The sequence below is a fragment of the Ruegeria sp. BC1 genome, from assembly GCF_056539305.1.
The window spans coordinates 230,230-243,000 of the sequence record NZ_JBQFUT010000002.1; the positions used below are offsets into that span (position 1 = coordinate 230,230).

The following is a 12,771-nucleotide window of genomic DNA, read 5'->3' on the forward strand; positions in this document are numbered from 1 at the left end:
CGCCAATTCACTGACCCGAAAATCCATTTCGTGGCTTGAATCCCGAGGCACCAATAAACAGGCAACGACCTCTGTCGGCAGAGTTTTATTGCATGTTTTTTTGGGGGCTATCATGACAGAATGGACAATTCAGGGCGAAGAACTGGCCAATTGCAACTGCAACTTTGGCTGCCCATGCCAGTTCAGCGTTCTTCCATCTCATGGCAATTGCGAAGCGGTCGTCGTGTTCGACATACAATCCGGTCACTACGGTGATACCGACCTGGCTGGCGTGCGGGCGGCGGGCGTCTATCACTGGCCCGGACCGATTCACGAGGGCAACGGCCAGATGCAACTGATCATCGACGAAAGCGCATCCGCCGATCAGCGTGCCGCTGTGCAGGCCATCATGACAGGTGAAGACACCGACGAGATGGCGACCATGTGGTACGTCTACAGCGCTATGGCCCCAACAAAACACGAAACTCTGTACGTCCCAATTGAACTCAATTGGGATCGGGACGAACGAACGGGATACGCCAAAGTTCCGGGCGTTTTCGATGTCGAAGTCAGCCCGATCCCACATATCGTTTCAGGTGCTCCGCACCGCGCGTCCATTCAATTGCCGAACGGGTTTGAGTACCGCCACGCGGAGGCGGCCTCGGGGACGGCCAAAACGACGGGCGGGGCGATCAGCCTGACCTTCGACGCGACACATGCGCATCTAGCGCATCTCAACATTTCGGGCCACGGCGTCCTAGGCGCGTAAACGGGGTTAATCATGGCCGCCCCTTCTCCCCGCATCGGAGTGGTGGACCGGGTATTAAGGCATGACAGCAGCATCGTTCTGTTTTGCGTTCTGCTGATCGTTCTAAGCGCCTCCTGGTACACCATCGCCGGAATAGGCATGAACATGACCGCCATCGACATGACCCGCATGGCTGGGCCAGTCGGCGAGCCCATGCAGATGGCAGGAGTGGTTCACTGGACCCTGACCTACTCCACACTGATATTCCTGATGTGGTGGGTCATGATGATCGCAATGATGACACCCAGCGCCGCCCCCACCGTGTTGTTGTACACAGCTATCAAGCGGATGGGGCCGGACAAGGCGCGGGCCTCAAGGTTAAGCCTCCTGTTTCTAACGGGATACCTTGTTGCCTGGGCCGCGTTCAGCGCCTTTGCAACCGGGGCGCAGTGGGGATTCGAAGTGATCGGATTATCGGACGGACCAATGATGACGATCCGCTCGAAGGCTTTCGCAGGGCTCGTGTTGTTTGCGGCGGGCCTGTATCAAATGTCCAGTTTGAAGTCCGCCTGTTTGCGCCATTGCCGTAGCCCGGCTCAGTTTCTGGCCGATCACAACCGACCGGGTCCTTACGGTGCATTTCGCACCGGAGCGTTGCATGGCGCGTTTTGTCTTGGGTGTTGCTGGGCGTTGATGCTGCTGCTGTTCGTGGGCGGCGTGATGAACCTGTATTGGATCGTTGGCATCGCCGTTTACGTTGCGCTGGAGAAACTTCTGCCACGGGCGCGATGGTTGGTTCCGGCGACCGGCATTGCACTGATCGCAGCGGGCATCTGGCTGATCGCAAACGGCCTGCAACCGCTTTTCTAAGAAGACCGCAAGGCTAGGGAACCAGCCAAGTTCAGGGTTCCGCCATATTGAGAAATGGAGGGAAATTATGCCTATTTTTATCACCTATGCGTCTTATTCCGAGGCTGGCGTCAAAGCGATGCTGAAAAAGCCCGCAGACCGCACAGGCGCAGTTCGGGCGTTGTTGAAAAAAGCCGGTGGCAAGCTGGTGGCTTTTTATATGACCACAGGAGAAAACGACGTCGTTGTCATCAGCGAGGCCCCGGACGGAACAGATGCTGTTGCTATCGGCATGGCCGTTGCAGCGTCGGGCGCGGTATCCAAAGTTGAAACGGTACAGGCGTGGAAGGCAAAAGACTTTGTCGCGATAACCAAAAAAGCCGCGAAACTAACCGGTGCTTATACGCCACCGGGCCGGTAACCGGAGAATACGCGCGGAGGGCCTGTAAGCCGGATCTTGTTCCGGGGTTGCCCCCTTCGATGACCATTCCTCTAGGCCGTGCATTGCTGCGCGGCTCAAGCTGCCAACCCGGTCCCTCTCGGCCAAGACGCGCTTAGCGGCGGTATCGGCTGACGCCGACCGGCCCGCGCGGGGACCCTATTTGGCATTGCTCCCGGTGGGGCTTGCCGTGCCGCCGCTGTTGCCAGCGGCGCGGTGGGCTCTTACCCCACCGTTTCACCCTTACCCTGAACCGAGGTTCCGGGCGGTCTGATTTCTGTGGCGCTTTCCGTCGGGTTGCCCCGCCCGGGCGTTACCCGGCACCGTTGTCTTGTGGAGTCCGGACTTTCCTCTCGGGCCAAGGCCCCAGCGGCCATCCGGCCCTCCGCGCGGAGGTGTGGGTAGGCCGTAGACCGGACGGCGTCAAGGGTCGGCAGTGTGGGAAGAGGCCTAGTGAAGAGCGAGTCAGGCTTATTTGGCCAGCGGTGCGAAATCTTTAGGGCCCAGAGGGCCTGTTCCCCACGGACGATATCTGAGGCGTACTGCGGCGAGCAGCGTGTCATTGTCGGTCTGGGTTGAAAAGCCGGCTTGGCGCGCCAGCGTGCGAAACATATCCATGGATGCCTCTTCAGGGGCCTCGCCTTCACCACGGCGTCCTGCCAGTTTCAAGTATTCGAGGCGTTGCCAGGGGAATCGCGGGCCCGGATCGGATTTGCGGCCCGGCGCCATGTCCGAATGACCGATTACCCCGTCCGGCCTGATTGACCATCGTTCCAGAATGTCCGCGATCAGGTGTTCCAGCACCATGATCTGCGGTTCGGAAAAGGGGTGCGAGCCGGTATTATCCAGTTCGACACCTATTGAGCGGGAATTGATGTCACCTTGACCGCGCCATTCCCCTTCCCCGGCATGCCAGGCGCGATCTTCTTCGCGCACCATTTGCCAAAGCGTTCCGTCGGCGCCAATCAGGTAATGCGCGGACACTTCATGCACAGGATCGCACAAGCGCTCCAAAGCGGCTTGTGCGCTGTCCATGGCGGTGTAGTGCAAGACGATCAAAGAAGGGGTCAGCGCATTTCGACGCGGACCGAAATTGGGTGATGGGTGCCAGATCGGCGCCAATGCTTCAGTTGTTGATGGCACTGCGGAACGGGCTGGGGTCCCAGCCACAGGCATAACCGTCGCCGTCCGGATCAAGCCCCTTACGGTCGCGTTGAGGGCCGCCATTTGACAGGAACTCTATCTGAGCCTGATCGGCTGATGGGAACCGGGCGCAGTTGCGTTGCGCCTTGGCCTGCAAATTGAACCCGGCGCGACTGTAGAGCTGAGTTCCCACAGGGTTCGAGGTGTTCAGCGCATATTGTACGATGTTGGGTTGGCCATCGGTTCCGCGCTGTGGCACTGCGGTCGGCGCGACCACTTCATAGGTCTGACGGTTCTGTTCGATCCGAGCGGCGTCGGATTCGATGGTACGTCGGCCCGATACGGCTTCAAAATCCTGTTCGTCGGAAATTGAGTTGTTAATGGGGTCTTCAATTTGTGACGGAGCGGGCACTAAAGTGCTTTGTCCCGACGTACTGGCAAGTGCGGCCGCCGTTGCAGAGGCGAGGTCGGCATTGTCTCCGGTGGGCGCGGGGGTGGCCGCACCCAGTTGCTGTTCAGACACCTCGACAGGGCCAAGCAATGGGTTTCCTGTGTACCCCTGCCCTGCCAATTCTGCTTCTCGCTGCGCCTGATAAGCCGGAGTGTTGAAATCCGTACCGCCTACAGGTGCCACCGTGTTACAGGCCGCCACCAAACCGATTGCCGGGATCAAAAGCGTAAAGCGCATCAAGCTGCTCCGTCTTTCGTTGTCTTGCCTGATCTGAGACCTACCACCATTTCCCGGGCTTGGCCACAAACCCGGCGGCGCTTTCCAGCACATAGGCAGTGTTGAGCAGATCACCCTCATCCCATGGGCGGCCAATCAGTTGCAGGCCAAGCGGCAGACCCTGCTTGTCCAAACCAGCAGGCACCGAGACACCGGGCAGACCCGCCAAGTTCACAGTCACCGTAAACACGTCATTCAGGTACATCTGAACCGGATCGGCCTCGGTCATCTCACCCAGTCCGAACGAGGCGGACGGGGTCGCCGGGGTCAAAATGGCATCGACGCCGGTGGCAAAGACATCTTCGAAGTCTTTCTTGATCAGGGTCCGAACCCGGCGGGCGCGGTTGTAGTAAGCATCATAGAAGCCAGCCGACAGAACATAAGTCCCGATCATCACGCGACGCTGGACCTCGTGACCAAAACCTTCGGCCCGGGTCTTTTCGTACATCTCGGTGATGCCATCGCCCTGCGCCAGCTGCGCGCGACGGCCATAACGAACGCCATCATAGCGTGCGAGGTTCGAGGACGCCTCGGCAGGGGCGATCACGTAATAGGCCGGCAACGCGTACTTGGTGTGTGGCAGCGAGATATCGACAATCTCGGCCCCCGCCGCCTTGAGCATTTCAGCACCATCGGCCCAGAGCTTTTCGATCTCGGCGGGCATGCCGTCCATACGGTATTCCTTTGGGATACCGATCTTTTTGCCCTTGATGTCACCGGTCAGCATCGCCTCGAAATTCGGGACGGCCAGTTCCGCGCTGGTCGAATCTTTGGGGTCGTGACCACACATCGCCTCGAGCATGATGGCCGCATCGCGCACGTTCTTGGTCATCGGTCCGGCCTGATCCAGCGAGGACGCAAAGGCCACGATGCCCCAGCGCGAGCAGCGCCCATAGGTCGGCTTGATGCCGGTAATTCCGGTGAAGGCGGCGGGCTGACGGATCGAACCGCCAGTGTCGGTGCCAGTCGCCGCCAGACACAGATCGGCTGAAACAGCCGACGCCGAACCGCCCGACGAACCACCGGGCGTCAATTGCGCGTCATCGTTGCCACGACGCCACGGGCTGACCGCGTTGCCATAGACGGATGTTTCGTTGGATGAGCCCATGGCGAATTCGTCCATGTTCAGCTTGCCCAGCATCACGGCACCTGCATCGGCCAGTTGCTGAGAAACGGTGGATTCGTATTCGGGCTTGAACCCTTCCAGAATCTTCGAGGCCGCCTGCGACGGAACGCCTTTGGTGCAGAACAGATCCTTGATGCCGATCGGCAGGCCGCACATCGACGGCGCGTCGCCACCCTTGATCCGCGCGTCCGCAGCCTTGGCGCGGTCCAACGCGATCTCAGGGGTCTTGTGGACAAAAGCGTTCAGCGCGTCGGCCTCGTCAATGGCCTTGAGGCAGGATTCAGTCAGCTCGACCGAGGTCACGTCACCCTTGCGCAGCGCATCGCGGGCCTCAGCTAGGCCCAGTTTGTTCAGATCGCTCATGTCTTACTCCACCACTTTGGGGACTGCGAAAAAACCTTCGCGCGCGTCAGGGGCATTTGCCAGAACCTTGCCCTGCTGGTTGCCGTCGGTGACCACATCCTCGCGGCGCTTCAGGCGCATCGGCTCGACCGAGACCATCGGCTCGACGCCTTCGACGTCAACCTCATTCAGTTGCTCGATGAACCCGAGGATATTGTTGAACTCGGACGCCAGCGCCGGCAGCGCGTCATCCTCGACCTTGATCCGGGCCAGTTTGGCCACCTTGGCGGCGGTGCTTTGGTCAATCGACATCGGAAAACCTCATATGCGTTAGGGGGCGTTTACCCGTCTGATGCCCGGGTCGCAAGTCCGCCAGAGAACCTATGTGCGGTTGTTCTTTCCCCATGGACCGCAGCCGCCATTCAAAACTGAATATCCCATATGCAAAAAAGTAAACCGATTAGTTCATTTATCGCCTTGATAATCTAAACCGTACGGTTCATTTCGTAAGGCATGGCGCAACCAGAAATCGGAGAATGACAATGAAAACCTTCTTCACAGCAGCTCTTTTGACCGCAACCATTCTGAGCACGCCTGCCTCGGCCTTCAGCCTCAGCATGCAAGGTACGATCCCCGACATCTCGTTCCCTGACTCTGCTTCAGAACCGGTCACGAAGGGTAAAATCAACCCGGGCAAGTAAGTGACCGACATTGCCGGGCCGGTTTACCCCCCGCCGGCCCGGCCGAGGTGCAAATGCTTGCTGCATCTCTGACAACCAGCCGCTACGATGGTGTGAAATAACCCGCCGGGGTGCACGGTATTCTCGGCAAGCCAACGGAGCGGAAGATGAGCGCACGCAAGCAAGCGGTTCTGGACGCAATAGATGCGGCCAACAGGCAAGACCCCAATCAGGAAAACGGCCAGCCTGCCGCCCTGCTATACGGCCAGAGGATGAGCGCCGAATTGGACAGGCTCGTCCCCGACGCTTCCGATCCTTTGCAGATCGCGGCACGCGGCCAACACGTTGAACGTTGGAAGCTTGCGCGCAGCGAATACCCGGAAGGCCGCGCAGGATATCTGGCCTGGCGCAAGGCGCAAGGGGTCCATCACGCCGAGATCGTCATGGCGATGATGGAACAGGGCGGGTACACGCGGGACGAAACCGAGGCCGCTGGGCGGATGCTGCAAAAGCAGGGCATTAAGCGCGACGATGACGTTCAGGCCTTGGAAGATGTCATCTGCTTCGTTTTCCTCAAATGGTATTTCGCGCCTTTTGCTGAAAAGCACTCAGCCGAGAAAATCCAGAGAATCGTCGAGAAAACTGCGCGCAAGATGTCAGCCGAGGGGCGGGCACGGGTTCTGTCCGAATTCGATCTGCCGGAACATCTGGCCGCTGCGTTTCAGGACTGAGACGCGCGCTTCAGGTGCGCTCGGTACACCTCGATCATCCAGCACAGCATGGTGGCGTTCAGAAGATGCCACATGAAATGCGTCCCCATCGGCACCTGCCCGCACAGAGGGTCATCCAAAGCGCGAAAGGTGATCGAGGCGATCAGGATCACCGCCCCGGTTGCCAAACCGCGGGCGGTATCCGGTGCGCGGTGGCGCAGCAAAACCGCATAGATCAGGATCAACAGGGGCACCGGGGCATAGACGGCTGAGCCGCCCAACCCCGGAACGAGCTGAAATAAGGGAACAGTCAACGCAGCATAGGGAATGAACATCGCTGTCACGATCAACGCAGGCAGCCGCCGCATCTGCCAGACGTCGCGGTTGATTGCGAAGATATAGACCAGAATGAACAGCAGAATCGGAGTCGTGTCTGCCAAAGCCGCCCAGGCCTGCGCATGGGTGTGAAACAGATAGCTGCCCACGCCGATCACCGCCAATATCACCACCAACGCCATCGCCAACGGCATGCCCTGCCCGCGTACCCGACGCCACATGACGAAGGCCGCGATCAGAAACGCGGCGTTTGTCACCGCATTTATCGGCTCGGCCCAGTAAGCGGGCGACAGACGTTCACAATAGCCGTCAATTTCCTGAAACCAGTCCATGAACTTTTACATAGCCGATGCTAGGTTGATGCCAACAGTTTGTTTTGGGAGGACGATTTCATGAATATCATCTGGCTGGGCCACGGCAGCTTTCGCATTGAAACCCAAGGTCAGGTTCTGCTGATTGACCCCTGGCTGACCGGCAACCCGGTGCTGGAGGACCACCATCATGATAACGCCTTGGACGGGGCGACTCATATTCTTTTGACCCACACGCATTTTGACCACGTGGCGGATGTCGTGTCACTGGCCAAGCATCTGAATGTGCCGGTGGTCGGCCAATACGACCTAATGGGATATTGGAGCGAGGCCGAAGGGCTGGAGACTGTGGGCTTTAACAAAGGCGGCACGGTGAACCTGAGCGGGGTCAAAGTGTCGATGGTCCCAGCTTCTCACAGCTCGACTTTTTCAACCCCCGAAGGCCTGCGCACGGGCGGCAGCGAGGTGGGGTTCATGATCGCAGCCGAAGGACACATGCTGTACGTCTCCGGGGATACCGACATCATGGCCGACATGGATTGGATGGGGGATTACTACAAACCCGATATCGGCATTCTGTCAGCAGGCGGGCATTTCACAATGGATATGAAAGCAGCCGCATATGCGGCCAAACGGTATTTCAATTTCAAGACCGTGATCCCATGCCACTACAAGACCTTTCCGATTCTGGAGCAATCGGCACAGGTGCTGGCCGACGCATTGTCGGGCGTGGATGTGATCGAGCCACAGGTGATGCAGCCGATCAGCCTTTAGGATCGCGCCGCGCAGCAAAGAAGTCCTTCAAAAGATCGGCGGCTTCCTGCGCTGCAATGCCGTCGTAAACCTCGGGGACGTGGTGCGCTTGCGCATGCGTAAATACCCGCGCCCCGTGCGCCACGCCACCCGATTTTGGGTCGGATGCGCCGTAGTAAATGCGCCGAATACGGGCCGCAGCCAAAGCCGCTGCACACATCGCGCAGGGTTCCAGCGTGACATACAGGTCATGGTCTGGCAGACGTTCGGACCGGGCCTCGGCACAAGCCGCACGCAAAGCCAGGATTTCGGCATGCGCGGTGGGGTCATTCAACTCTCGCGTCCGGTTTCCCGCCAATGCCACGATACGATCACCCGCGACGATCACGGCCCCAACCGGCACCTCGCCTCGATCTGCCGCAGCACGCGCTTGTTCCAGCGCTACATTCATGAATGACCTGAACTCCATGCCCCTGACTGCATCAGAAACCTGCCTTTCGCAAGCGCGCGGGATGCGCTATGGGCTGCGAATGAACAAAACCCCTCCTCCCGGCGACCGGATCGCCAAAGTCCTTGCCCGCGCGGGTGTAGCCTCGCGCCGGGAAGCGGAACGCATGATCGAAGCCGGTCGTGTGGCCGTGAATGGCAAGGTCATCGACAGCCCCGCGCTGAACGTCACCGCAAAGGACAGGATTGTTGTCGACGGCAATCCGGTGTCCGAGCCCGAACCCTCGCGCCTTTGGCTGTATCACAAACCACCGGGATTGGTGACGACCACACGCGACGAAAAGGGCCGCGCGACAATCTTCGATAACTTGCCCGAAGACATGCCCCGCGTCATGAGCGTGGGCCGGTTGGACCTGAACTCGGAAGGGTTGCTGCTGCTGACCAATGACGGCGGCATCAAGCGCAAGCTGGAACTTCCGTCGACCGGTTGGCTGCGGAAATACCGCGTGCGGGTGAATGGGCGACCCAAGGACGAAGATTTTGCCCCGCTACGCAAAGGTCTGGTGATCGAGGGCGAGCGGTTCCAACCCATGACCGTTTCCCTGGACCGCCAGCAAGGCGCGAATGCATGGCTGACCATCGGACTGCGCGAAGGCAAGAATCGTGAGATTCGCCGCGCGATGGAGGATATCGGCTTTAACGTGAACCGTCTGTTGCGCGTGTCCTACGGCCCGTTTCAGCTGGGCAACCTTAAACCAGGCGAGGTCGAGGAAATTCGGCGCCGCGTGATGCGCGACCAGCTTGGGCTGGACGCCGAACTGGACACCAAGCCCAAACGCCCCGCGCGACCACAAAGAAAACGCCCCCCAATCGGCAAGAAAACTCGCAAGTGACGCGGGTTTAGCAACCTTCCCCCTAGCGCCAAGCCCTCGCATCAACTAGATTTTCTGTGTCGGCTGCTTTTGGGGGACGCCATGTCAGGGACCGGAGTGCAAAAACTGGCCTACGCGGCCCTTCTGGTGCTGTTGTTCGGTGTCTGCACCGGTGTGCTGGGGGGCCTGTAGCACATGGCGCAGCGGTACGGCGGAAAATTCAGTCCCGATGGTGGTGGGTCCAAGGACGATCAGCCGCAGCGCGGGCAATTCCACGGCGCTCGGGTCGAACCCGCAGGCGCACGGGCGAATATTCTATTCCTGCCAGCTATCCCTTTGGTGTTTTTGTCGCTGAACGACGGTGCAATCGGGATGGCGATTGGATTGGTAGCAGCGGGTCTGCTGACAGCCGCCGCCTTTCTTCTGCGTGAAGGGTTACGGGCCGAGGCCGCCTATAACGCGCGCCGCAGCGCTCGCCGCCCTGCTTTTCCGCGCAAAATCTTCGCAAGCATTCTGACGGGGCTTGGTGCGGCGCTCGCCTCGTACCGGAGCGAATACCTGGATGCCGAGACCGCCGCACAGGCAAGCCTGTTGGCTCCGATCCTGTTTGGGGCGGTGGCAACCGTGCTGCATTCTGTGTCTTTCGGACTGGACCCGATGAAGGACAAGGGCATGGAAGGAATCGACACCTTCCAGCAAGACCGCGTGGCGAGGGTGGTCGAAGACGCCGAAAGTCACCTGACAGACATGACGGACGCCATCAAGCGGGCTGGCGACCGACGGATTGAGGCGCGGGTTGAACGGTTTCAGGACACGGCCCGTGATCTGTTCCGAACAGTCGAAGAAGATCCCCGTGATCTGGCTGGGGCCCGCAAGTATCTGACCGTCTATCTACAGGGCGCACGCGATGCGACGGTGAAATTCGCCGACGTGTACGCTCGTACTCGGGACGCGCAGGCCCTGGCGGATTACTCGTCCCTTCTGGACGACCTTGAACAGAATTTCGCGGCCCGCACCCGCAAGATGCTATTGGACGACCGCAGCGATCTGACGGTTGAAATTGACGTGTTGCGTGAACGCTTGCAACGCGAAGGGGTCCGGTTGGACTGACCGACCATTTTTGAGAGAGGTTTATTCCCATGTCCGATGAGATCAAGAACAAGGCGATTGAAACGGAGACGCTGGTTCAGGAAGTGACCGCTGTCGCCCTCCCCGATCCAACGACCGAGGTTATATCGCTGGAGGACGCCGACGACCCCGTCGGTGCCGAAATTCGTAAGCGCATGAACGAAATCGACATGGGCAACACCAACTCGATCGTCTCATTCGGGTCCTCGGCGCAAGCGGAATTGCAAGAAATCAGCCAAGCCATGCTGGCGGATGTTCGAAATAAGGATGTTGGCCCCGCCGGGGACAGCCTGCGCAATATCGTGACCACGATCCGGGGCTTCTCTGTCAGCGAGTTGGATGTACGCCGCGAACGCAGCTGGTGGGAAAAACTGCTGGGCAAGGCTGCACCGTTTGCCAAATTCACGGCGCAATACGAAGAGGTGCAGGGGCAGATTGACCGGATTACGGATGATCTGCTGGGGCATGAACATACGCTGCTGAAAGATATCAAATCGTTGGACCTGCTCTATGAAAAGACGCTGGGCTTTTATGATGAACTGGCGCTGTACATCGCGGCGGGTGAAGAAAAGCTAACTGAGCTGGACAGCCACGACATCCCGGAAAAAGAGGCCGAAGTTCAGGCCGCCCCCGAGGACCAGCAGGTGATGAAAGCGCAGGAGCTGCGCGACATGCGCGCTGCACGGGACGATCTGGAACGCCGGGTGCACGACCTGAAGCTGACGCGGCAGGTGACCATGCAGTCGCTGCCCTCGATCCGACTGGTACAGGAAAACGACAAGTCGCTGGTGACCAAGATCAACTCGACCCTGGTCAACACCGTGCCGCTTTGGGAAACGCAGCTGGCGCAGGCTGTTACCATTCAACGTAGCGCCGAGGCGGCCTCGGCTGTGCGTGAAGCCAATGATCTGACCAATGAATTACTGACCTCGAACGCCGCCAATCTGCGCGAATCCAACAAAATGATCCGCGAGGAAATGGAACGTGGCGTATTTGATATCGAGGCGGTGAAACAGGCCAATGCCGATCTGATCGGCACCATCAACGAAAGTCTGGCGATTGCGGACGAGGGCAAGGCCAAGCGCGCAGCCGCTGAAGTTGAGCTGCAGAAGATGGAGGCCGAACTGCGCGACACGCTGGCTGCAGCCAAGGCGCGCAAGGACGGTATCGGCGATAACGCCGGAACGGCGGTTCCGGGCTGACGGCGGGCTGAGCGTGCGGTTAAAGGGATATCTGAAGCCCGTATTTGGCATTTTGTCGCTGCTGGTTCTGGCCAACTGCGATGAAACTTTGACGACTTCAATTGTTCCACAGCCGCGCCCCGAAGTGGCGGCCCCCGCACCCAATGCTTATGTTCCACCTTCCGCCGCCAGTCAGGATCTGGCGCGGTTTTATCAGCGGGTTGAACGCGATCTGCTGACGCGTGGATTGCTGCGAATCGACGGCGGCGGTCCGGACACGCCCTACGATGCCAGCGATCTGGAACGCAATTTCGAGACGATAGCGTTCTACAGCGAATATCCCGACCACGCGGTTACGGCATCGACATACTCGACCGAAGGGCAGCTCAGCCGCTGGTCCGGTCCCGTTCGTGTTCAGACCGAGTTTGGCCCGACTGTGCCCCCAGAAATGCGCGAGCAGGACGCAGCCCAGGTCGAATCCTTCACCAACAGACTGGCCAGGTTGACGGGCCATCCAATGTCCGTCGTCAATCGAAAAGCAAATTTCCATGTCTTTTTTGCTGGCAAGGATGACAGTGTTTATGTGGTGTCGCGCCTCAAACAGCTGGTGCCCGAAATTGGCCAACCGACCCTTGACCTGGTTGCCAACCCGCGCTCGAACATAGATTGCTTTGTCATTGCGTCGCCAACCAACCGGTCTCCGCACCGGTTCGTGAGGGCGGTGATCCTGATCCGGACGGAATTGCCCGACCTGTTGCGGCGTAGCTGCATCCACGAGGAAATGGCACAGGGGTTGGGCCTGTCCAATGACAGCCCGGCGGCTCGACCCTCGATTTTCAACGACGATGATGAGTTTGCGCTGCTAACCAGCCACGACGAAAAATTACTGACGATGCTTTACGATCCACGCCTTGAACCGGGCGTGAGCGCGGATGACGCCCGCCCCGTGGTGCGGATCATTGCACGTGAATTGATGGGCCAGCAGCTCTGAGTCCAAATA

Annotated in this window: 16 protein-coding genes and 1 other RNA gene; 10 read left to right on the forward strand and 7 right to left on the reverse strand. The window is 59.3% G+C overall.

From position 1 onward, the window contains the following. The first annotated feature begins 112 nt into the window (after positions 1–112). The 3 genes from ACR0IY_RS06860 (at position 113) to ACR0IY_RS06870 (ending at position 1,997) form a co-directional block, all read left to right on the forward strand. Complete coding sequence (locus tag ACR0IY_RS06860) at positions 113–748, forward strand: DUF1326 domain-containing protein (protein WP_480671591.1); 636 nt, start codon at positions 113–115, stop codon at positions 746–748. A gap of 12 nt (positions 749–760) precedes the next feature. Next, positions 761–1,597 carry a DUF2182 domain-containing protein gene (locus ACR0IY_RS06865; protein WP_480671593.1) on the forward strand — a complete coding sequence of 279 codons (837 nt, stop codon included), beginning with the start codon at positions 761–763 and terminating at the stop codon, positions 1,595–1,597. Positions 1,598–1,664: 67 nt separating this feature from the next. Beyond that, positions 1,665–1,997 carry a GYD domain-containing protein gene (locus ACR0IY_RS06870; protein WP_480671595.1) on the forward strand — a complete coding sequence of 111 codons (333 nt, stop codon included), beginning with the start codon at positions 1,665–1,667 and terminating at the stop codon, positions 1,995–1,997. A gap of 9 nt (positions 1,998–2,006) precedes the next feature. Here the strand turns inward: ACR0IY_RS06870 and rnpB are convergent. From rnpB to gatC, 5 genes are all read right to left on the reverse strand, one after another. Next, positions 2,007–2,404, reverse strand: an RNA gene (gene rnpB / locus ACR0IY_RS06875) — RNase P RNA component class A. Positions 2,405–2,486: 82 nt separating this feature from the next. After that, on the reverse strand, positions 2,487–3,158 hold the full coding sequence (locus tag ACR0IY_RS06880) for an N-acetylmuramoyl-L-alanine amidase (RefSeq protein WP_480671597.1): 672 nt from the start codon (positions 3,156–3,158) through the stop codon (positions 2,487–2,489). Continuing rightward, a complete protein-coding gene (locus tag ACR0IY_RS06885; RefSeq protein ID WP_480671599.1) occupies positions 3,142–3,846 on the reverse strand; it encodes a hypothetical protein in 705 nt (234 codons plus the stop codon). The genes ACR0IY_RS06880 and ACR0IY_RS06885 overlap by 17 nt, the downstream gene beginning before the upstream one ends. Before the next feature lie 40 nt (positions 3,847–3,886). Then, complete coding sequence (gatA, locus tag ACR0IY_RS06890; protein WP_480671601.1) at positions 3,887–5,374, reverse strand: Asp-tRNA(Asn)/Glu-tRNA(Gln) amidotransferase subunit GatA; 1,488 nt, start codon at positions 5,372–5,374, stop codon at positions 3,887–3,889. Positions 5,375–5,377: 3 nt separating this feature from the next. After that, the gene (gene gatC, locus ACR0IY_RS06895) at positions 5,378–5,665 is read right to left on the reverse strand and encodes an Asp-tRNA(Asn)/Glu-tRNA(Gln) amidotransferase subunit GatC (RefSeq protein WP_480671603.1); all 288 of its coding nucleotides are present in this window, start codon (positions 5,663–5,665) and stop codon (positions 5,378–5,380) included. 230 nt (positions 5,666–5,895) lie between these two features. Here gatC and ACR0IY_RS06900 point away from each other — a divergent pair, with 230 nt between their 5' ends. Further along, entirely contained in the window at positions 5,896–6,054 is a 159-nt protein-coding gene (locus ACR0IY_RS06900; RefSeq protein WP_480671605.1) for a hypothetical protein, read from the forward strand. Positions 6,055–6,200: 146 nt separating this feature from the next. Further along, on the forward strand, positions 6,201–6,764 hold the full coding sequence (locus tag ACR0IY_RS06905) for a DUF4202 domain-containing protein (RefSeq protein ID WP_480671607.1): 564 nt from the start codon (positions 6,201–6,203) through the stop codon (positions 6,762–6,764). Here the strand turns inward: ACR0IY_RS06905 and ACR0IY_RS06910 are convergent. Next, positions 6,755–7,411, reverse strand: a complete 657-nt coding sequence (locus tag ACR0IY_RS06910; RefSeq protein WP_480671609.1) for a ceramidase domain-containing protein — start codon at positions 7,409–7,411, stop codon at positions 6,755–6,757. The two genes, ACR0IY_RS06905 and ACR0IY_RS06910, sit on opposite strands and share 10 nt — an antisense overlap. A 60-nt stretch (positions 7,412–7,471) precedes the next feature. On the opposite strand from ACR0IY_RS06910, the gene ACR0IY_RS06915 reads away from it, so the two are divergent. Then, on the forward strand, positions 7,472–8,164 hold the full coding sequence (locus ACR0IY_RS06915; protein WP_480671611.1) for a metal-dependent hydrolase: 693 nt from the start codon (positions 7,472–7,474) through the stop codon (positions 8,162–8,164). Here the strand turns inward: ACR0IY_RS06915 and ACR0IY_RS06920 are convergent. After that, on the reverse strand, positions 8,154–8,612 hold the full coding sequence (locus ACR0IY_RS06920; RefSeq protein WP_480671613.1) for a nucleoside deaminase: 459 nt from the start codon (positions 8,610–8,612) through the stop codon (positions 8,154–8,156). The genes ACR0IY_RS06915 and ACR0IY_RS06920 overlap by 11 nt on opposite strands. Here ACR0IY_RS06920 and ACR0IY_RS06925 point away from each other — a divergent pair. From ACR0IY_RS06925 to ACR0IY_RS06940, 4 genes are all read left to right on the forward strand, one after another. Continuing rightward, a complete protein-coding gene (locus tag ACR0IY_RS06925; RefSeq protein ID WP_480671615.1) occupies positions 8,593–9,483 on the forward strand; it encodes a pseudouridine synthase in 891 nt (296 codons plus the stop codon). The genes ACR0IY_RS06920 and ACR0IY_RS06925 overlap by 20 nt on opposite strands. A gap of 174 nt (positions 9,484–9,657) precedes the next feature. After that, positions 9,658–10,572 carry a 5-bromo-4-chloroindolyl phosphate hydrolysis family protein gene (locus ACR0IY_RS06930; RefSeq protein ID WP_480671617.1) on the forward strand — a complete coding sequence of 305 codons (915 nt, stop codon included), beginning with the start codon at positions 9,658–9,660 and terminating at the stop codon, positions 10,570–10,572. A 29-nt stretch (positions 10,573–10,601) separates the two neighbouring features. Beyond that, on the forward strand, positions 10,602–11,792 hold the full coding sequence (locus tag ACR0IY_RS06935) for a toxic anion resistance protein (RefSeq protein ID WP_480671619.1): 1,191 nt from the start codon (positions 10,602–10,604) through the stop codon (positions 11,790–11,792). A 13-nt stretch (positions 11,793–11,805) separates the two neighbouring features. Continuing rightward, positions 11,806–12,762, forward strand: coding sequence for a DUF2927 domain-containing protein (locus ACR0IY_RS06940; RefSeq protein WP_480671621.1), 957 nt, complete (start codon positions 11,806–11,808; stop codon positions 12,760–12,762). Positions 12,763–12,771 lie beyond the last annotated feature (9 nt).